Raw genomic sequence first — 19,219 nt, forward strand, 5'->3', positions numbered from 1 at the left:
TTTGTTACTACCTCAAAGCGGCACAGCACAGCAGGACGAATCGAAGAAAATCCATATCACTGCCGACAGTCTGATCAATGCGAACAAAGGAGGCGAAGCGATCACCAAACTCGTCGGTAATTTCAGTTTCTATCAGGGTTCGCTGACTGGTACGGCAAAACGTGCAGAACAGCACCCGAACAAGAACTATGTCGATCTGTTCGACGATGTCGTCATCCGGCAGGACACGCTTGCTCTGTATGCTCCACATGTCAAATACGAGGGTAATACCCGCACGGCGACAGCCGACGGGTATATTCAATTCTCGGATCGCGACGATCACATTACTTCCGTTTGGGGGGCATACGATCTGGATCAGGGCATCGCTCAATTCCACGATGGTGTTCGCGCCGTTCAGGGCAACTCAACGCTCTCGTGCGATCATCTAACGTACATACGATCGACACAAACGATGATCGCGCACGGCAATGTCGTCGTCTACAGCGACTCCGGCATGCTTCATTGCGACTCGCTCATCGATGCCCGTTCGATCGGCGAACGTACGGCATTCGGCGACGTCCAGATCAAGAACGATTCGCTCATCGTCTTTTGTCAGTATCTCTACGATTCAAAACCCCAGAATACACTTCTTACTTCAGGTGAGGTTCAGGCGTATTCGATCGCGAACCGCACGATGCAATTCGGCGACACGATCATCCGCGATACAAAAACAGGTCGCTCGTTCGTGCCATCGAGGCCATTGCTCGAGATTATCGACACCTCGCAGCGATTCGATTCCGTGTCGGCTTCGATGACGACGGTGTTCGATACACTCTTTGTGCGCTCAAAAACAATGGAAGCCGTCAGCGGCGATAGTGGCCGCTTCGTTGCGACCGATTCCGTGCTATTGATGCGCAACAACTTTAGCGGAAAATGCGGGAAGATGGTCTACTATCGCGAGCAAGGAATCCTAACACTCTTTGGGAACAAGCGACAATACGTCTGGTACGACAGTACCGAGATCAACGGCGACAGTATCGTGATGTACGAACACAATAACAAGCCGGAACGTATCGTTGCCTACGGTCATGCGTTCGCAACAACCCCGTACTCCGATTCCGTCGGCACGAAGGATCGGACAAGCCAGCTCTCGGCGCAGTCGATGGTACTGACGATCGTTCGCGATACGGTTCGTTCGCTGCTTGCGGTTGATAATGCACTCTCCATCTATTTTATGAGCTCCGAGGGCAAACCGAACGGGCTCAACCGTGCAAGCGGCGATTCGATCCGCATCGACTTCGAGCACAATAGTCCGGAGCGCATCGTTGTGCTTTCACACACCGAACAGGAGTTCTGGCCGGAGCGGTACGTCGGATATCGAGGTGCGGCATTCCGGCTTGGCAATTTCGAACGGCAGTACGACCTGCTGCACCCGCGACGGGCGATCTTCGCGCCGGACTGGGAACCGCATCTCGTCGAGCTTTCCGAGCACATGCAACAAACCGAACACTAAGACATCTATGAGCGAACGCTTATGGTGTGAACACCTGCAAAAGATCTACGGGAAACGGGCAGTCGTGAAGGACTCGAGCGTTTCGGTCGCCCCCGGCGAGATTGTCGGGCTACTCGGCCCCAACGGCGCCGGAAAGACGACGACGTTCTATATGATCGTCGGCTTGATCAAACCGAACAAGGGCCGTGTCTTCCTCAATGACGAAGACATTACACCGCTGCCGATGTATGCTCGTGCGCGCAAAGGGATCGGTTATCTTTCGCAGGAAGCCTCCATTTTCCGAAAGATGAGTGTCGAGCAGAACCTACTCGCGGTGCTCGAAATGATGCCGATGACCAAGCAGGAACGCAAGGAACGCGCAGAGGTCTTGCTCGAAGAGCTCAATATTACTCATATCCGCAAGTCCAAAGGGTATATGCTCTCGGGTGGCGAACGTCGCCGCTGTGAGATTGCGAGGGCACTGGCGTCGAACCCGAAGTATATTTTGCTCGACGAACCCTTCGCCGGTATCGATCCGATCACAGTCGAGGAGATCATGCACATCGTGATTAAACTCAAGCAGCGAGGTATCGGTATTCTTATCACCGATCACAACGTCCACGAAACGCTCTCGATCACCGAACGGGCGTATATCCTCATCGACGGAGAAATTTTTCGCTCCGGCACAGCAGAAGAGTTAGCGAACGACGAACAGATCCGGAAACAATATCTCGGAGAGACGTTCAAACTGGAGCGGTACCAACCAGTATAGCCTTAGCGTTTCCCGACGACCTTCTCCAACTCGTCGCACAGCGCATCAAGTTCGTCAGCCATTCGCTCGATTTCGCGTAATTCGGCATTCTGATTATGAACCAACTGTTCGGCCGAGTTCAGCGCCGAAAGCACGGCTAATGTTGTCGGCGGTTTTCCAGGAAGTTTCTGCTGGAGGTCTTTGAGTTCGCTGTCGAGATCGGCGGCAATACCGCGCAATAATGCTTCGTCATTCGTACGAAGCGTGTAATCCGAACCGAGAATAGTAACTTTGATCGACTCGGCCATCGTTATTTCCTCCCCAACGGTTGCGTGAGTTCATCGACCCGATCGATGAGCGCATCGACGGTCTTCAAGAGTTGCAGCCGCTCGTCACGGGTGAACTTGAGTGCATACACATCCTCTTCCGCTCGGGCGTCGCGAAGCTCTTTCGATGCCTTGTCGCGTTCTTCGCGCAAGAGCTCGAGCTGACGAACGATGTGCGCGTTTTCGTCGCGCAGTTCGACAAGCGCCTGTTCGAGTTCGCCGATACGATGCGCAGCTTCTGTAATCTTCGATACCCGCACGGTGAGCTCTCCCTCCAACGATCCGATGGAGCGCTCGAGTTGTGCGATCGTGGCATCGCGTTCTGCGATCGTCATGTTCGCATGGTGCAGCGCATCGTTCGCTTGCTCGATCTCTGCTTTTGCACTTTCCCCGAGCGCGTCGCGCTGTGAGGTGATCGCGCGTTCGCGTTCGAGCAGCGCTTCGTTCTCGCGAAGGCGAAGCATTGCATCTTCGCGGGTTCGCACGAGCATCTCGACCTGGTCCTCGACGCCGTGGACGAGCGATGCCAGGCGCGACATCGCGCGTGCAAGTCGCTCTCGCGTTTGCAGGATCTCGGCCTCGTGCTGTGTTGCCTCGCTCATGGGGTTACGATCTGAGTGTAGCGCCAATGCGCTCGTGCAGATGACGGGTGACGGAAGCCATAATCGAATCGACCTCCGCATCTTCCAACGTTCGCTCGCTCGAACGAAGCGAAAGCCTCACGCCAAGACTTTTACGCGCCTCGGCCTTCATTTCCTTCGACTCGAACGCATCAAAAATACGCATATCTTCGAGCAATTCCGCCGGAATATTCGAACGAACTTCATCCATCAGCGCCCGGGCCGTCACTTCCCGACCGACCACAACGGCAATATCGCGTTCCACCGCTGGATATTTCGGCAGCGCGGTAACCGTGCGTTCTTTTGTGCGAGCCTCACCCGCAATCGAGAGGAGGGCGTCGTATGAGAGCGTCGCGGCAAACGGCGCTGAGCGCAGATCGAACTCCTTGACAAGTCCTGCCCCAACCTTCCCAGCCACACCGACAATGTCTCGACCGATAAGTACACCAACGGCCTGAGCCGGATCGAAATATGATACTGCCGACGACCAATCGCCAAGCTTCTTGACTTCCGAAAGTGGTATCGTCGATATTTTTGAGATCCCCAACCGTCGCACGAATTGTTCGACGGCTCCGCGAAGCGAGAAAATATCCGCGACGGGCTCCTTCGTATTGTATGGCGACTTCTGCTCCAGTCGATCCTTCAGCACAATTGAGATCTCCCACGACTCGTGGATACGAGCCACTTTCTGGGGTGTATCTGTATAATGGAACACCGCTCCGATCTCGAAGAGGCGCTGCCCTTCCGCGCCAAAACGCTCGTTGCGGCGGCAGACATCGAGCAGATTGCCGATAATGCTGGTGCGCATACGTTCGAGCTCTACCGTAAGCGGGTTCATCAGTTCGACCGGACGAGGGTGGAATTGCTCTGCCACGCGAGCGCCGTACATCGGGGTCGAGATACACTCGAAAAAACCAAGCGCAACGAGTTCGTTGCGCACTATCGTGTTGAACTCTCGTTTCGGCAAGATGACCCGTTCTCGCTGCATCGGAATGCGGCCTTCACGGCTTGTCGGCAAATTATCGTACCCGACAATACGCGCGATCTCTTCGATCGCATCGACTTCCTGTTCCAGATCGACGCGCCATGTCGGTGCCGTCAGCATCCAGGTGGTCGACGATTCCTGGTCGATCGTGAAACCCACTGCGCGCAGATGCGAAGCGATCGTTCGGTCGTCAAGTGATGTCGCTAAGAGCATGTTCGCTCTGGCCGGACGAAACGCAAAACGTTTCGACACGATCTGCATCGGATACTCGTCGATCACGCCGTCGAGTACTTCTCCGTCGCCGAGTTCTGCCATAAGAGCTGCGGCACGATCGACTGCATAGCGGAGATTCTCCATATCGACACCGCGTTCGAAACGGTAGGACGCATCGGTCGATAGTCCGAGCAGTTTTGCCGAGCGGCGAATCGAGCTGGGTGCAAAGTACGCCGACTCGATCAATACTTCTGTCGTCGCATCGGTGATCTCCGAGCTTTCTCCACCCATGATACCGGCGATCGCCAGCGGTTTCTCGGCATCGGCAATCAGGAGCGTATCCGGATCGAGAGCCCGTTCTTTCGAATCGAGTGTAGTGCACGTCTTTGCAAAGCCACCTGCTTTGCGGACGATCACGTGTCGGTCTTTCACCGTTGAAAGATCGAATGCGTGCAACGGATGACCGCACTCCATCAACACGAAATTGGTAATATCAACGATGTTGTTGCGAGGGCGCAAACCGACAGCTTCGAGCTTACGTCGCAACCATTCCGGCGATTCTTTTACCGAAACATTGCGAACAATGCGTGCAATGTATCTCGGGCACAATTCCGGCGACTCGATACTCACTCGTACTGCACTTGTGACTGCCGTATCGCTTCCGTGCAGAAGCGCTGCATCGATTTGCGGACGAGTCACAGCCGAACCCGTCGCGATTGCCACTTCGCGAGCGATACCGATGTGACTCAGACAATCTGCGCGGTTGGGGGTAATACCGATCTCGAGGATCGTATCCGTCTTGCCAAGCACGGTTGCGAACGGCAGGCCGATCGTTGTATTCGCCGGCAGATCCAGCAACCCGCTGTGATCATCGGAGAGTCCGAGTTCGCGGGCTGAGCAGAGCATTCCTTCGCTTGCTTCGCCGCGGATCTTACTTTTCTTAATGACGAAGCCTTCACCGAGATCGGCGCCGATGGTAGCAACAGCAACCTTCATGCCGACCCGAACATTTGGAGCACCGCAGACAATATGCAATGGCTCACCGGATCCGATCGTAACCGTCGTCAGGTGGAGTTTGTCGGCATTCGGATGATCGGCAACCGTCAGGACCTCGCCGGTGACGATCTTCTCGAATCGTTTTCCCTGCTCGTCGATCGCCTCGACTTCGATGCCGAGCGACGTCAACGACACGGCAAGCTGCTGCGGTGAATATGAATGCCGAATGTATTCCGAAAGCCAGTTATACGATATATTCATGTGTTCATTCTCAGCCTAAAACGAACGAGACCCCGCAACTCACACCGGAGGCGGGGTCAGGTGTTCGTTCAAAAGTCCTGCACTATTTGATCACGGTATATGCGACGAGCCAGCGTTCGACCACTTTGTTCGTCGCAGAGATTGTCATGATTGCCGGAGTAGAGAACTCCGTTCTCTGATGGAAATACATACCGATATTCGGATCAACCGCAAATATCCGTTGACCCGTCGCAGTAGCCTGAACGACTAATACACTCCCATCGAGACGAACATCTAATTTGGCCTTACCACCCGATATCGTCGGTGAAGCGATGAGTGAATCGGTTTCTTCTCCGAGATAGCCGCTCGTGGCCGTTGTATAAACAGTCCCAGGATAGCCGCTAATCTGCACGTTCGATGTGTCCTTGCCCAACGCTAGACTCGTCGCTTTCGAGAACGTGGGCACCCTAAACCAAGGGGCCGGCATTTGCAGCGTGAACAATGACGCGTCGATATATGGAATGTAGACATTCAGATCGCCATTGGCATCGAACGCATATACCTCGGTGTCACCCAGCGTTGAGATCGCCGTTACTACTCCTGTCATCCCTGCAAGCGTATCCCCGCTGCGAACGATCGTAACCGTCAAGACCGTATCAATAATCGTTGCCGGCTTTCCTGCAGTGGAGTCGCGCTCGTGCTGACGAAATTGATACGTTGAACCTACCTTGGGCGTAATCGGCTTATTGGGGGTCGCAGGCGTCGTCGTGCTGTCACTGCAACCGATGATGGCAACAGATCCCAGCACAGCAGCAATAAGTGCAACGGTGGAGAAAAACGACTTGGTGGTCTTCATGCGGTGACGGAAATTGTGATTACTGGTAAACTGGCATCGTTTGCCAGAAAGTTCGTACTGGAGTCCAATTTTGGGCATCCTTACTCGGCGAGCAATTTATACCACTTCCCGACTTCCGGCGCGCTAATCCGGACTTCCGGATGCTCTTCGCGCAGTGCTTCGGAAAACGTGTTCATCGCTTCAATGTCGCCATGCGTCAGCACAATGTGCTTCGGTTTAAGGCGACGGGCGATCTCGAGCAACTCTGCCCTTCGGGCATGGGCGCTGAAACGGAAACGCTCGATGCGGGCACGAACAGGAACGTCGCGTTTCATCGAGCCAAACTTGATACGCGTTCCACGTTCGGCATGCGAGACGACATACCCAGGCGTCCGCGGATCGGTGTAACCAATGAAGCAGATCGCAAAATTCTCCTTCCGGAGCCATCGCTGGGCCAGCAAATAACTCGACGTGCCTTCCTGCATCATGCCACTCGATGCAAGGACGATCGACGGCTCTTTGAAGAATTTGGCTCCGAAGAGCCCATCCCGACGCGGGATCAGTGTTTGGGGAATCTCGGCAAGTTTCTCATCGCTTCGCAAGCGCGACGGGCTATACGGCATCTTGTCATACACCTCGCTGATGAGTCTCCCCATCCCCCCGGAATAAATTTCTACCGTCGGGATCTTCTTCTGTCGCATTGCGTCCCACACCATCAGCAGTGCTTCCTGCATCTTGCCTAACGCGAAGACCGGTACGAGCACCGAGCCTCCATTCGTCAGTGTTTCGTCAACAACCTGAAGGAAGCGTTCGAGCTCAATATCTCTGGAGTGGCTGAGATACGCATCGGCCTTGCCGTTCGTACATTCAGTGATCAAGACGTCGACCGGCTCATCCGGCAATTCGGCACCGCCGATAAGCGTCTGCGGATGCAGCGACGTATCCCCTGTATGGAAAATTCGTTTGCCCCGATATTCGATCAGAATTCCCCCGGCCCCGAGGATATGCCCGCTCATATACAGAGTAACTTTTATCTCGGGATTCGTCCCTTCGAGCACGAACGGCTTATGAAACCGTCGGGGCTCGATGTTGCGAAGGATCTCGTCGAGTTTTTCTTCGGTATAGAACGGAAGTTTTTCAATAACCTCGGCAGGGTGCTGCTTTGGTAAGAGGCTTGCCGAATTACCGAGCATGATCCTGGCAAGTTCGATAGTCTCCGGTGTCGCAATGACTCGAGCCTGAGGTTGCGATTGGAGCATGAACGGAACCCCGCCCAAATGATCGGTATGGGCGTGAGTCACAATAAACGTGTCGACACCATAGGCATCGAGCAGTTGGGCCTTCGGAAACGCTTCCCAGCCCAGTTTTTCGGGGTGCAATCCCGCATCAATCAGCAGCCCGTGCCCGCCGATCTGTAAAAAGAACGAGTTCGCACCGATCTCCCTGCCGCCGCCAAGCGCCAGAAATTGGATCTGGTCCAAGTTAACATCAGTTACGGCCCCGCGGGTGGGTCCTCAGGGCGAATGAAACTTCTCGTAACCGTCAAGCTCTAAATAAAATAGAGCGACGCTGAAGGGCCTATAACATGTTATTTCTGGTGAATGGTTCGATACTGGGCCGATGGGTCGTGGCTCAGTTTGAAACTGTGTACGATACAGTCATTCTGAGGTCGCCGCGGCGACCGAAGAATCCCTTTGGCGGAGCCTCACAGGGTTTCAACAAGGGATTCTTCGTTTCACTCAGAATGACGAGTGGCATGCAGTCAAAACTGAGCCAATACCGGCCGATGCGCCTGAAACGACCTATTTCCCGAACCAAATCTGATAGAAGCGGTGTTATATGCGGCTCGAAATCAAGTGCTGCGTGGAGCGCCCTTTTTTAGACATTGGGCGATCACTTCGTCCCTCGGGACGTGCGGATTCAGATGCTTGCGCGGCGATGTACCACAAAAATCTGAGAAAGAACTACCATGCCAAGAGCTAAAAATCTACCTGCCGCACGGCACCGTAAGAAGAAACTCCTGAAAGCCGCCAAAGGCTTTTTCGGAATGCGCGGTAACGTTTTGACCGTTGCCAAGCACCATGTTGACAAAGCACGTCAGTATTCGTACCGCGATCGCCGCAATCGTAAGCGCGAGTTTCGTTCGCTCTGGATCGTCCGCATCAATGCGGCAGCCCGCGAGAATGGCATCAGCTACTCGAAGCTCATGGGCGGTCTTGCCAAGAGCGGCATCACAATCAACCGTAAGCTTCTTGCCGACCTCGCCGTCCGTAACCCGGAAGCATTCACGGCAGTTGTAAAAGCAGCGAAGGGGTAAGCCAGCATACGGCAACCGTTTTCTTGAAAGCGCAGGTCATTCCGACCTGCGCTTTTGTTTTTGGCTCGATGCAAACGGAACCTGTTTATAGGTGCTCATCTGTTACCTGCACATTCCTATCAATCAATACGTATGAGCAACGGCATTTCCATTTCGCGTTCAATCGTTATTAATGCACCATCTTCGACAGTCTGGCATGCGCTGACCGATCCCGCAATCGTGAAGCAATATATGTTCGGGACGGACATGACAGCCGAATGGCGTGTCGGCGGGCGCATTACCTATCGTGGCGAATGGCAAGGCCAGTCATACGAAGACGGCGGGACGATCCTTGCGCTCGAACCCGGACGATATCTGAAGGCAACCTACTGGAGTTCGATGTCCGGTACCGAGAACACTCCGGAGAATCAGCTTATCATCATCAACGAACTCGCCGACGAAGCTGGGGGAACCAGGCTGACGATCACACAGGAAAACAACAAGACCACCGAAACGGCAGAGCATTCCGGCAGCAACTGGCAAATGATTCTCGAAGCGATCAAGAAGATCTGCGAAGCACAGTAGATCAAATCATAACCCGTCCCGAGCGACGCGAGGAGTAGGACGGACTCTTAGTCCGTCCCGAGCGACGCGAGAGTAGGACGGACTCTTAGTCCGTCCCTCTTCAAGCCGGCAGAATGCTCAACACATATCTGCCTTGCGCACAGACGGAGCCAAATGCCCGTCCATACGTCGTCATCCCCTCCACCACGAATAATCGAGCGGTTTGCCGGTCTCGAGCATCGTCTTGAGGCTGCTTGAGATCGCATACCAGCCCTCGACAACCATCGTAGGCATCTCCCCGCCCATGACTTCATGCGTGATGTTCAAGCGTACCTGCGCCGGTGTCACTACGATCTCGAACGTCATCGTCGACGACGCTGAAGGATTGGCATGGTCAGTTGTATATGAAAGCAATCTCGGCGGATCACAAATCAATACTTTCCCAACCTTCTCTGCCGTCTGCGTTCCCTGCGGCTGGACGATATGAATATCGGAGCCAACCTTCCAGTCGGACTCCATCGTACGGCCTCCCCAGTATTGTCTGGTGAATTCGGACGATGTCAACGCCTCCCACAATTTCTGTGGAATTGTGTCGATATATATACTGTATGTGAATATTGCCATAGTGTCGAATAAAATTCGTCCTGCGTGAGATACAGTTTAGAACTGCAGTGGCTTGCCGGTCTCGAGCAATGTTTTCAATCCGCTCAAGATCATCGTCCAACCGTTGCTGACCGCATTGAACAGGCTCTCCACTTCCGCGTAGTGAGTCACGGTAAGCTTGGTGCCGCCATTTTTTTGTTCGAGTTCATAGGTCACGATCGTCTCCGGGACACCGGCAAGCGCGGCGGTGCTCACGTCGAGGAATGTGTACTCCATATACTTCGGCGGATCGATTTTCAGAATCTTCGAGACGATGTTCGCTTTACCGTCGGGCATGCTGTACACGATCTCCGAGCCGACCTTCCAGTCGGACTTCACTTCCCTGCCAAACCAGAATTGCTTCGTGAATTCTCCGTTAGTCAATGCTTCCCACACCCGTTCGGGTGCGACTGCGATGTACGTGGTATATACAAATGTATTCTGTTCCATATCGTCACTTGGTTGATGATTCGAGCTGTTGTTTCAAGCGGCTCAACGCTTCGAGCCGTTGATCTTCATATTTATTCACCCAGCGCCGCATGATCTCGTGAATCGGCACCGGATTGAGGTAGTGCAGTTTTTCGCGTCCGCGCCACTTGACCGAGATCAGATTTGCCTCTTCCAAGATGACCAGATGCTTCGTCACTGCCTGCCGCGACATATCCAGATGTTCGCACAACTCACCGAGCGTTTGACCGTTCTTCGCAAACAACTTATCAAGTAGTTTGCGGCGGCTGCTGTCGGCGAGTGCTTTGAATACTTTGTCCATGTCGTGAATTGATCAACTCAATATGCAACTATTTAGTTGCATATTGAGACACATAATTTCTTCAGTAATTTCCTGTAGCGGCGCACAGCAGACGCACTCACGTACATCGTTATGCTTGTCAGCAGACACAATCCGTCGACGAACTAATTATATTGATCCCCATGTTATTCCCCATCATCGGCGAACACTTCCCCATAGGCCGATCTGCCCTGCCACTGCAAACCGACTATTTGGACACAACACTTTTTGCATTTGAAAGGAGGAGTATCCACTACACAAGAAAGGAGAAAACAACTAATGAGAACCGTCTCGGTGGTTCGACGAGATCAGTATCCGGATTACTACCTGTATACGATCGCTGACGAACGGCATCGCAAGCATACGGTCGAGGTCCCCGCTATAGTATTGCAAGTAGACCCTGAGGAATTTCATCGGGGAAGTAATACAGAGCATCTCGACATCATTGCATGTGGGGCAGTACTATTAAGTCTCGATGACGAAGCAATCTTCCACAAGGTGGATTGTTCGATGGTCGATCGAGCCTACCGTGCAGCCTCAGGCGCTCAAATTCTTGGACAATTCGGCATGTAATGTACCGAACTCTCCAAGCACTTGAACAGCGGCTGTTAGTCCTTCCCTGGACCGACAGCCGTTATTTTTTACGGTTTAAATTACGGATCGCTTATACCCCAAAAAAAACAGATGTCATTCTGAGGGAAGCGAAGATCGTTGCATCGGATCAGGAGCGGGTAAGCGACCACGTGCACATTCCCCTACTTCACCTCAGAATGACATACAGAATCAGGACACTGAACGCTAATACAAAAAACGGGCCAAAGCTGGTTTGTATTGAAATATAGAAGATTGTGCGATTCGCCTACCGATCACGTCAAGTTTCTTTACACGTAGTCTCGCCCTTCACTTCTCATTCCGTACGAATAGGAATTGTTGAAAACCACCCGAAACGCTCGTGGCTGCGGCACGTACCTAATTCCCTTACTACACCATACACCATGCAATGCACATTCTCGGCATAAGCGGGAGCCCCCGCCGAGGCTCGGCCGCAGCGAATCTTCTCGGATCTGTCGCCAGCATTGGCGACGATCAGGTGACGATGACAATCTACGAATCGCTCATCGAGCTCCCACATTTCTCACCTGAACTCGATATCGAACCTGCTCTCGATCCCATCGCCGAATTGCGCCGGCAACTACGTGATGCCGATGCGATCATCATCTGTACCCCCGAGTATGCGTTCAGCATGCCGAGTGTATTGAAGAACGCATTGGAGTGGTCCGTTTCAAGTGGTGAGTTCAATACCAAACCGACGGCGACAATCAGTACATCTCCGCTGTACGGTGGAGGCGAACTTGCACATCAGGAACTGCTGATGGTTCTCAAAGCTGTTGGTGCGCAGATTCCGGAGCACGGATCGGTAACTGTGCGCAACACTCGTAAGCGCATTACCCCGGAGGGGACGATCGTTGATGCGGAGTTGGAGCGAGAGCTTCACGTACTGCTCGAGGGGCTCCTTTCCCTCGCGCGGAGCAAAGCCGACGAGTGAGACGTTAGTACGTCAATGCCGACCACCACCACCCCCACGCCTACATACTTCGAGACCCCGGAGCAATTCCGTGCATGGCTGAAAAGGAATCATGCCTCGGCAACCGAGCTCTATGTGGGTTTCTATAAGAAGAGCTCTGGCAAACCGAGTATCACATGGCCCGAATCGGTCGACGAGGCGCTGTGTGTCGGTTGGATCGATGCCGTGCGCAAACGGATCGACCACGAGCGATACTATATTCGATTCACTCCGCGCAAACCGAAGAGCATCTGGAGTGCGGTGAACATTAAACGCATCGGCGAACTCAAGGCCCTCGGCCGCTTGCAGAAAGCCGGTTTGATTGCGTTCGAGTCGCGCGATACGACGAGATCGAACAAATACTCGTTCGAGCAGTCGGTGCCTATCGAATTCACACCGGCACAACGTGCGCAATTCAAAGCCAACAAGAAGGCCTGGACGTGGTTCGAATCGAAAGCGCCTTCGTATCGCAAAGCAGCGACCTGGTGGGTCATTAGCGCCAAACGCGAAGAGACCAAAGCGAAGAGACTTCTGACACTTATCGAGGACTCGGCCGCAGGCAGGGTGATCAAGCCATTATCGTATTAATGCCCCTTTTGGCAATCAGGCGGACACTTTCCCGTCGGAATCGCGTTTCTTATTATTCATGACCGTAAGCGAATTACAAGCAAGAACTTCCGAATTGCTCACCGAACTTCGGGGTGCGACAAGCGCCGCCGAGCTCGAATCATTCAAGCTTGCCCATTTGGTGCGTAAGGGCTCTATTGCCGAGCTCTTCGAGCAACTAAAGACTGTTTCCAAGGAGGATAAACCCGCTGTCGGCAAGGCACTCAACGCGTTGCGCACAACGGTCGAATCCGCCTTTAAGGAGAAAGAAGAGGGCATCGGCAACGGTCCTGCCAAAACGACGGAAACGATCGACCTAACGATGCCCCCGCGTCCGCTGCCAGTATACGAACCGGGTCACGAACATCCGCTGACCTCGACACTCGAACGGATGGTCGCCATCTTTACGGCGATGGGCTTTGACGTTGCCGATGGTCCGGAGATCGAAGATGACCTACACAATTTTGAAAAGCTGAATTTCGCGCCCGATCACCCGGCGCGCGACATGCAGGACACGTTTTTTATCAAACCGTCCGCCGATTGGACGCCAACAAGCGAGGAACGACCGATCCTGCTTCGCACCCATACGTCGCCTGTTCAGGTGCGCGTCATGGAATCATGGCCGTTGCCGATTCGTGCGGTTATGCCGGGCCGAGTCTATCGCAACGAAGAGATCACGGCACGCAGCGCGGCCTGCTTCTTCCAACTCGAAGGGCTGGTGATTGACAAGGGTGTGACAATGGCAGACCTCAAGGCCGTTCTGCTCGAATTCGCCCGTCAGTTCTTCGGAGCCGATTCGAAAATCCGCCTGCGTCCGTCATACTTCCCCTTCACCGAGCCGAGTGTGGAAGTGGACGTCAGTTGCTACCTCTGCGGTGGCAAGGGCTGCCGCGTCTGCAAACATAGTGGCTGGCTCGAGATCCTGGGTGCTGGGATGGTACATCCGAACGTACTGAAGGCCTGTGGCATTGATCCGGAAGTGTATACCGGCTATGCATTCGGCATGGGCATCGACCGCACAGCGCTCATGCGCTACGGTATCAACGATATTCGGATGTTCACCGAAAACGATTTTCGTTTCTTACGGCAATTTTAGCAGTCGATCCCCCGATCGGAACTCGATGTCTGTGCTGTTACTCATTCGCTCTATCGTTATGAATCAACGCTCCTTTGTTACCCGTCTCGGCGCGGTTGCGCTCGCTCTGGTGTTTATGCTAAGCATCTCAAGCTGCGGCAACTCCGGCTCATCCCCGAACAACCCGACCACCGGATCGAACGACTATGGTGGGAATACGTTTCCCAAGACCGGTACAACCTATACCTATGACCTCTACCAAACCGACTCTGTCGGCACGAAGGTCGTAGGTACGGACACGACGATCGTCGCTTCGGTCGTTGGCGCGGGCATGACGTACCTTGGGGAATCAAATGTGTTTGCAGTACAAGACGGCGGCACAACCAACCATTTTACATTTACTCATGCCGGCGATTTAAAGATGTCTCCAGATACGGCAGGAATAACGGCAATGCTCAATGGCATAGCCAACGCGAGCATTGCGAAATGGTTTACATTTCTGACGGGCACAAAATTAGCAGGCGATTTTCACGCATTTGACACGAGTATCTCCTTTCCCTTTACCTTTAACGGATTACCGATACAGGTTGGAGTAGATATCTCCATTGCGAATGGATATATGAAAGAAGAAGCAGTGCAAGTTGGAAGTGAGTCGCTACAATGTTCAAAGATTCACATCAAGTATACGGTCGATATTCATGCCGTTATCGTCAACTCTACAATTATAATCGATAACACGTACTGGTTCTCTCCGAAGATCGGGTATTTTGCAAAAGAAGTATCGACCAACACCGGGCTCGACATTCTCGGTATGCCACCTTCCGGTAGCGTTCAAACACTTACGTCCTACCATCTCAACTAACTACGGATTTGATGAAGGTATAACAAAACACTGCGAACAATCGCGATGCATGTCGTTGTTTACACTGCCGCTAATCAATGACTGACGTGGCAGACATCAAAACCATCGGAGTATTGACCGCCGGCGGCGACGCGCCGGGAATGAACGCATGCATTCGTTCGATCACGCGTGTTGCCAGACATTACGACATGAAAGTGCTCGGTGTCAATCATGGCTACACCGGACTCATCAAAGGCGACTACACCGATCTTATTCGCTCGTCGGTCTCGAATATTATTCAGCGTGGCGGTACGATTCTGAAGTCCGCACGCACACCGGAGTTTCTCAACCCCAAGGGCCGCGCCAAAGCGTTCGAGTCGATGAAGGCGGCGGGCATGGATGCGCTGATCGTCATTGGCGGCGACGGCACGTCACGCGCAGCGGCAGCGATGTGCGAAGAGTACGACATTCCAATCGTCGGCTGCCCCGGCACCATCGACAACGATCTGTACGGCACCGACTATACGATCGGCTTCGACACGGCCGTCAATACTGCGCTTGAAAGCATCGATAAGATTCGCGATACCGCCGACGCATTCGAGCGGACGTTCTATATCGAGGTCATGGGTCGCACCAGCGGGTTCATTGCACTCGACGTGGGTTTGAGCTGCGGAGCGGAGTTCATTGCCATCCCCGAACGCCCGACGACCGTGGATGATATAATGCAGGTCTTTCAGAAACAACGCGCTACCAAACGATCGAACATGATTGTCGTCGCCGAAGGAGCGGAAGGGGGCGGTGCGATTAAACTTGCGGAAGAAGTAAAAGCCCGCACCGGTATCGACTACCGAGTAACGATCCTCGGTCATGTCCAGCGTGGTGGCAGTCCGACGGCTCGTGACCGCATCCTTGCCACAAAACTCGGCGCAGCAGCGGTCGCCGCATTGCGCGATGGTCGCACGAACGTCATGACCGGCGAGGTGAAAGGTGCGCTGACACTCACCCCGTTCATCGAAGCGGCAACGATCAAGAAACAGGTCGATCCGATCCTGAGCGAACTCAGCATGGTACTGGCCGAATGATGGCCCGGCCTCTGCTGTTCCATCTATTATGAAGTGTATGCACCGACTCTACGCCCTCCTTTTCCTGCTCGTCTGTTCTCAGGCCGCCGTTGCACAGCGTGCGAACTACGATTCGCTCTTGTCTGCGATGCCGACCGAGGTAACGGGCCGTGTCTATCAGCTCGTCAACGACGGCGAAGCATTCCAGTCAACCCACGATTACGATAGTGCTATCAATTGCTACCACAAGATCCTTGAGATTCTGCCGAACTTTGCACCCGCACTCACAACAATCTCAGGGCTCTACGGTGTATCCGAACGCTATCGGCAGGAGATCTACTGGGCACATAAGGCGATCGCTGCGGATTCGATGTATCTAAACGCATGGTTGAATCTGGGCAATGCCTATGCGAGCCTCAAGAGTTATGATACTGCGACAATGATCTTCACGCTTGCAACGCACGTTGATTCTCGTTCTCCAATCCCGGCCTATAGCCTCGGTACCATCGAGGAAGAGCAAGGCCACTATCAGCAGGCGCTGACGTATTACATTTTTTCCAGCGCCATCGACTCCAATTTCACCAACGGCTATTACAATGCCGCAATGATGTACGCACAGCTCGGCAATCCGGAGGAAGCTAAGAAGATGTTGCTGCGTCAACTTGAGATCGACCCCTACGCAAAAGATGCCGAGATCGCCTATAAAGAGATCGAGGCAAAGCAAAAGGAGCTTGAGAACAAAGATAAGAAGGCGACAAAGAAGAGGAAAAAGTAACGGTTACTCCCCTTTCATCCCGACGAACTTGTCCTCATTGTCGCGGAAGAGGACGTTGAATGTCGTCAGGCTGCCGTAGGATTTGGTGATGTATCCTTGAAGGTCGATCTTCTCCGCCTCGTCTAACTTCGTATTTGCGTTTATTTTCTGTTCCAATACGCGAAGGTTGTTGCGCACGGCAACGATCTTTTTGAAGAACACATCGATGTCAACCTCTTTCGGCTGCAAATGAGGATCTTCGGGCTTGAGGATAACTGTGCCCCGGTGAAACTTTGGTGCGATCTCGGCAACATCGTCGCCGCGATTGAGTTTTTGATCCAGTGCGTCCGAAAATGCTTTGAACGCGACGCGGTAGGCTTGTTCGAAATCCATTGAGTCCATCGAAATAGATTGATCTGTCGGGCTCAACGAATGCCTCGGTCGTGAAATTCCGCTCGGATGCCGGTATCACATTTTTGTGCAGATCGCCAGCACCGCTATAACTGGCCCCAGGTACACCAAGATAACCATAATCCACCGTTTCATCGCCATCACCTCCAGATAATAGTACCCCGAACGAGAGGCTCCGGTGGTGCAAGAACGTGTGACCTATGTTAGGAGTCAGTAGTCAGTGGTCAATAGCCAGGACCCGTCGGATCCGTGAGTACTGTTTACTGACAACTCCTTACGCCTCTTCCATCTGGGCCTTCTTCTTCGACTGGCGGAAGCGCTCAGTCGGGTCGAGGATCTTCTTGCGGAAGCGGGTGGTCTCGGGTGTGACTTCAAGCAGATCGTCGTCGTCGAGCCACTCGATCTGTTGTTCGAGCGACATCAAACGCGGCGGATCGAGCTGGATGGCGCCGTCGGACCCCGAGGCGCGCATGTTGGTGAGATGTTTCTTCTTCGTGACGTTCACGATCATCTCGCCTTCGCGGCTGTTCTCACCGACGATCATGCCGCGATAGACTTTCGTACCCGGCGCGACGAAGAACACAGCACGCTCTTGCAGATTTTCCATCGCATAGCCCGTCGTGTCACCGTCTTCGAGCGAGACGAGCGCACCGCGCGTGCGGCCCGGGATCGCGCCTTTGAAGGACTCGTAATCGTAGAACAACTGGTTGAGGATACCGGTACCGCGCGTCATCGTCAGGAATTCGCCGCGGAAACCGATCATGCCGCGTGACGGCACGTGATACTCAAGATGCGCTTGTCCGTTGAGCGTGGCCATGTTGACCATCTGTCCCTTACGGATGCCAAGCGCTTCGATGACGCCGCCGACGTACTCTTCCGGCACGTCGATCACCACCTGCTCGACCGGCTCCATGGTGTCGCCGTCAACGACCTGCAGAATGACCTCGGGCTTGCTCACGGCAAACTCGTAGCCTTCGCGACGCATCGTCTCGATGAGGATGGCAAGCTGCAGTTCACCGCGTGCAGCAACTTTGAACGTGTCGGCCGAAATCTCTTCCATGCGGATCGAGATGTTCTTGCGAAGCTCGCGCTGCAAGCGTTCGCGAAGGTGGCGCGACGTGACGAACTTGCCTTCGGTACCGGCGAACGGCGAATCGTTGACGACGAAGTTCATCGCGATCGTCGGCTCGTCGACGTTGATGATCGGCAGCGGATCCGGATGCTCAGGGTCGGTGATCGTTTCGCCGATATGCACGTCTTCCAACCCGGCAAGCTGCACGATCTCGCCTGCTCCGGCTTCTTCGATCTCGACGCGCTTCAAGCCCTCGAATGCATAGAGCTTTGTAATTTTCGCCTTCTCGATCGAGCTATCGTGTTTGATGCGAGTGATCCAATCGCCCGGATGCACCTTCCCGCGGAAGATGCGGCCTACAGCGAGGCGGCCGAGGTAATCGGACCAATCGACATTCGCGACAAGCATCTGATACGGTGCGTCGAGCTCGCCCGGCGGCGGCGGGACGTTCGTGATGATCGATTCGAACAGCGGAGCCAGATCCTTCGGCTCGTCTTCGAGCTTGTTGATCGCAAGGCCCTGCTTGCCGATGGCGTAGATCACCGGAAAATCGAGTTGCTCGTACGATGCGCCGAGCGACATGAAGAGCTCGTAGATCTCGTCCAACACTTCGGCCGGACGTGCGTCCTTGCGGTCGATCTTGTTGATGACGACGATCGGCTTCAGGTGCAACCCGAGGCTCTTCTTGAGCACAAACTTTGTCTGCGGCAGGCAGCCTTCGGCAGCATCGACCAAGAGCACGACGCCGTCAACCATCTTGAGGATACGCTCGACCTCACCGCCGAAGTCGGCGTGGCCTGGGGTATCGACGATGTTGATCTTGCGGCCATTCCAGTGGACGCTCGTGTTCTTTGCGAGGATCGTAATTCCCTTCTCGCGTTCGAGGTCGTTGGAGTCCATGACGCGCTCGACCAAGTGCTCGTTCGAGCGGAACGTGCCGCTCTGGCGAAGCATTTGGTCAACAAGGGTCGTTTTGCCATGATCGACGTGAGCGATAATGGCGACGTTTCGGATGTCGTCTCTGCGATGTTCGGTATGCTGTTCTGCCATAGTAGTCGCCGCGTCTAACGAGGGGGTGGTGGCATTGGTTCACCTATGAAATGGGCACC

Annotated in this window: 21 protein-coding genes; 11 read left to right on the forward strand and 10 right to left on the reverse strand. The window is 53.9% G+C overall.

Features of this window, described 5'->3' with window-relative positions; translation table 11 throughout:
- Position 1 precedes the first annotated feature (1 nt).
- Both lptC and lptB read left to right on the forward strand, forming a co-directional pair.
- Positions 2 to 1,492, forward strand: a complete 1,491-nt coding sequence (lptC, locus tag JSS75_07635; protein ID MBS1903555.1) for an LPS export ABC transporter periplasmic protein LptC — start codon at positions 2 to 4, stop codon at positions 1,490 to 1,492.
- Between the two features lie 7 nt (positions 1,493 to 1,499).
- On the forward strand, positions 1,500 to 2,243 hold the full coding sequence (lptB, locus tag JSS75_07640; GenBank protein ID MBS1903556.1) for an LPS export ABC transporter ATP-binding protein: 744 nt from the start codon (positions 1,500 to 1,502) through the stop codon (positions 2,241 to 2,243).
- 2 nt (positions 2,244 to 2,245) lie between these two features.
- Here the strand turns inward: lptB and JSS75_07645 are convergent, their stop codons facing one another.
- From JSS75_07645 to JSS75_07665, 5 genes are all read right to left on the reverse strand, one after another.
- Positions 2,246 to 2,530: a cell division protein ZapA gene (locus tag JSS75_07645; protein MBS1903557.1), complete on the reverse strand. Its 285-nt coding sequence runs from the start codon at positions 2,528 to 2,530 to the stop codon at positions 2,246 to 2,248.
- 2 nt (positions 2,531 to 2,532) lie between these two features.
- Positions 2,533 to 3,150, reverse strand: coding sequence for a hypothetical protein (locus JSS75_07650; protein MBS1903558.1), 618 nt, complete (start codon positions 3,148 to 3,150; stop codon positions 2,533 to 2,535).
- A 4-nt stretch (positions 3,151 to 3,154) separates the two neighbouring features.
- Positions 3,155 to 5,623 carry a phenylalanine--tRNA ligase subunit beta gene (locus tag JSS75_07655; protein MBS1903559.1) on the reverse strand — a complete coding sequence of 823 codons (2,469 nt, stop codon included), beginning with the start codon at positions 5,621 to 5,623 and terminating at the stop codon, positions 3,155 to 3,157.
- An 82-nt stretch (positions 5,624 to 5,705) separates the two neighbouring features.
- Positions 5,706 to 6,458: a hypothetical protein gene (locus JSS75_07660; protein MBS1903560.1), complete on the reverse strand. Its 753-nt coding sequence runs from the start codon at positions 6,456 to 6,458 to the stop codon at positions 5,706 to 5,708.
- Between the two features lie 80 nt (positions 6,459 to 6,538).
- Positions 6,539 to 7,918: an MBL fold metallo-hydrolase gene (locus tag JSS75_07665; protein MBS1903561.1), complete on the reverse strand. Its 1,380-nt coding sequence runs from the start codon at positions 7,916 to 7,918 to the stop codon at positions 6,539 to 6,541.
- A 488-nt stretch (positions 7,919 to 8,406) separates the two neighbouring features.
- Between JSS75_07665 and rplT the strand changes: the two genes are divergently transcribed.
- Together rplT and JSS75_07675 are read left to right on the forward strand one after the other, a co-directional pair.
- Positions 8,407 to 8,754 (forward strand): 50S ribosomal protein L20, encoded by a 348-nt coding sequence (gene rplT, locus JSS75_07670; protein ID MBS1903562.1) that lies wholly within the window; start codon positions 8,407 to 8,409, stop codon positions 8,752 to 8,754.
- 132 nt (positions 8,755 to 8,886) lie between these two features.
- Positions 8,887 to 9,318, forward strand: a complete 432-nt coding sequence (locus JSS75_07675; GenBank protein MBS1903563.1) for an SRPBCC domain-containing protein — start codon at positions 8,887 to 8,889, stop codon at positions 9,316 to 9,318.
- A 171-nt stretch (positions 9,319 to 9,489) separates the two neighbouring features.
- Here the strand turns inward: JSS75_07675 and JSS75_07680 are convergent, their stop codons facing one another.
- From JSS75_07680 to JSS75_07690, 3 genes are read right to left on the reverse strand one after another with little or no spacing between them, the layout of a single operon-like run.
- The gene (locus tag JSS75_07680) at positions 9,490 to 9,921 is read right to left on the reverse strand and encodes an SRPBCC domain-containing protein (protein MBS1903564.1); all 432 of its coding nucleotides are present in this window, start codon (positions 9,919 to 9,921) and stop codon (positions 9,490 to 9,492) included.
- 36 nt (positions 9,922 to 9,957) lie between these two features.
- Positions 9,958 to 10,389 (reverse strand): SRPBCC family protein, encoded by a 432-nt coding sequence (locus tag JSS75_07685; protein MBS1903565.1) that lies wholly within the window; start codon positions 10,387 to 10,389, stop codon positions 9,958 to 9,960.
- Between the two features lie 4 nt (positions 10,390 to 10,393).
- Positions 10,394 to 10,708, reverse strand: a complete 315-nt coding sequence (locus tag JSS75_07690; protein MBS1903566.1) for a helix-turn-helix transcriptional regulator — start codon at positions 10,706 to 10,708, stop codon at positions 10,394 to 10,396.
- 297 nt (positions 10,709 to 11,005) lie between these two features.
- Between JSS75_07690 and JSS75_07695 the strand changes: the two genes are divergently transcribed.
- From JSS75_07695 to JSS75_07725, 7 genes are all read left to right on the forward strand, one after another.
- Positions 11,006 to 11,299, forward strand: a complete 294-nt coding sequence (locus tag JSS75_07695; protein MBS1903567.1) for a hypothetical protein — start codon at positions 11,006 to 11,008, stop codon at positions 11,297 to 11,299.
- 427 nt (positions 11,300 to 11,726) lie between these two features.
- Positions 11,727 to 12,272 (forward strand): NAD(P)H-dependent oxidoreductase, encoded by a 546-nt coding sequence (locus JSS75_07700; protein ID MBS1903568.1) that lies wholly within the window; start codon positions 11,727 to 11,729, stop codon positions 12,270 to 12,272.
- A 15-nt stretch (positions 12,273 to 12,287) separates the two neighbouring features.
- On the forward strand, positions 12,288 to 12,878 hold the full coding sequence (locus tag JSS75_07705; GenBank protein MBS1903569.1) for a YdeI/OmpD-associated family protein: 591 nt from the start codon (positions 12,288 to 12,290) through the stop codon (positions 12,876 to 12,878).
- Between the two features lie 58 nt (positions 12,879 to 12,936).
- Positions 12,937 to 13,992 (forward strand): phenylalanine--tRNA ligase subunit alpha, encoded by a 1,056-nt coding sequence (gene pheS, locus JSS75_07710; protein MBS1903570.1) that lies wholly within the window; start codon positions 12,937 to 12,939, stop codon positions 13,990 to 13,992.
- 58 nt (positions 13,993 to 14,050) lie between these two features.
- Positions 14,051 to 14,833, forward strand: a complete 783-nt coding sequence (locus JSS75_07715) for a hypothetical protein (protein MBS1903571.1) — start codon at positions 14,051 to 14,053, stop codon at positions 14,831 to 14,833.
- 95 nt (positions 14,834 to 14,928) lie between these two features.
- A complete protein-coding gene (pfkA, locus tag JSS75_07720) occupies positions 14,929 to 15,894 on the forward strand; it encodes a 6-phosphofructokinase (GenBank protein MBS1903572.1) in 966 nt (321 codons plus the stop codon).
- 37 nt (positions 15,895 to 15,931) lie between these two features.
- On the forward strand, positions 15,932 to 16,648 hold the full coding sequence (locus tag JSS75_07725) for a hypothetical protein (GenBank protein MBS1903573.1): 717 nt from the start codon (positions 15,932 to 15,934) through the stop codon (positions 16,646 to 16,648).
- Positions 16,649 to 16,651: 3 nt separating this feature from the next.
- On the opposite strand, the gene JSS75_07730 is transcribed toward JSS75_07725, so the two are convergent.
- A complete protein-coding gene (locus tag JSS75_07730; protein ID MBS1903574.1) occupies positions 16,652 to 17,020 on the reverse strand; it encodes a hypothetical protein in 369 nt (122 codons plus the stop codon).
- 292 nt (positions 17,021 to 17,312) lie between these two features.
- Positions 17,313 to 19,160, reverse strand: coding sequence for a translational GTPase TypA (gene typA / locus JSS75_07735; protein MBS1903575.1), 1,848 nt, complete (start codon positions 19,158 to 19,160; stop codon positions 17,313 to 17,315).
- Positions 19,161 to 19,219: the final 59 nt, after the last annotated feature.

It is taken from the genome of Bacteroidota bacterium (genome assembly GCA_018266755.1).
GTDB lineage: Bacteria > Bacteroidota > Ignavibacteria > Palsa-1295 > Palsa-1295 > JAFDZW01.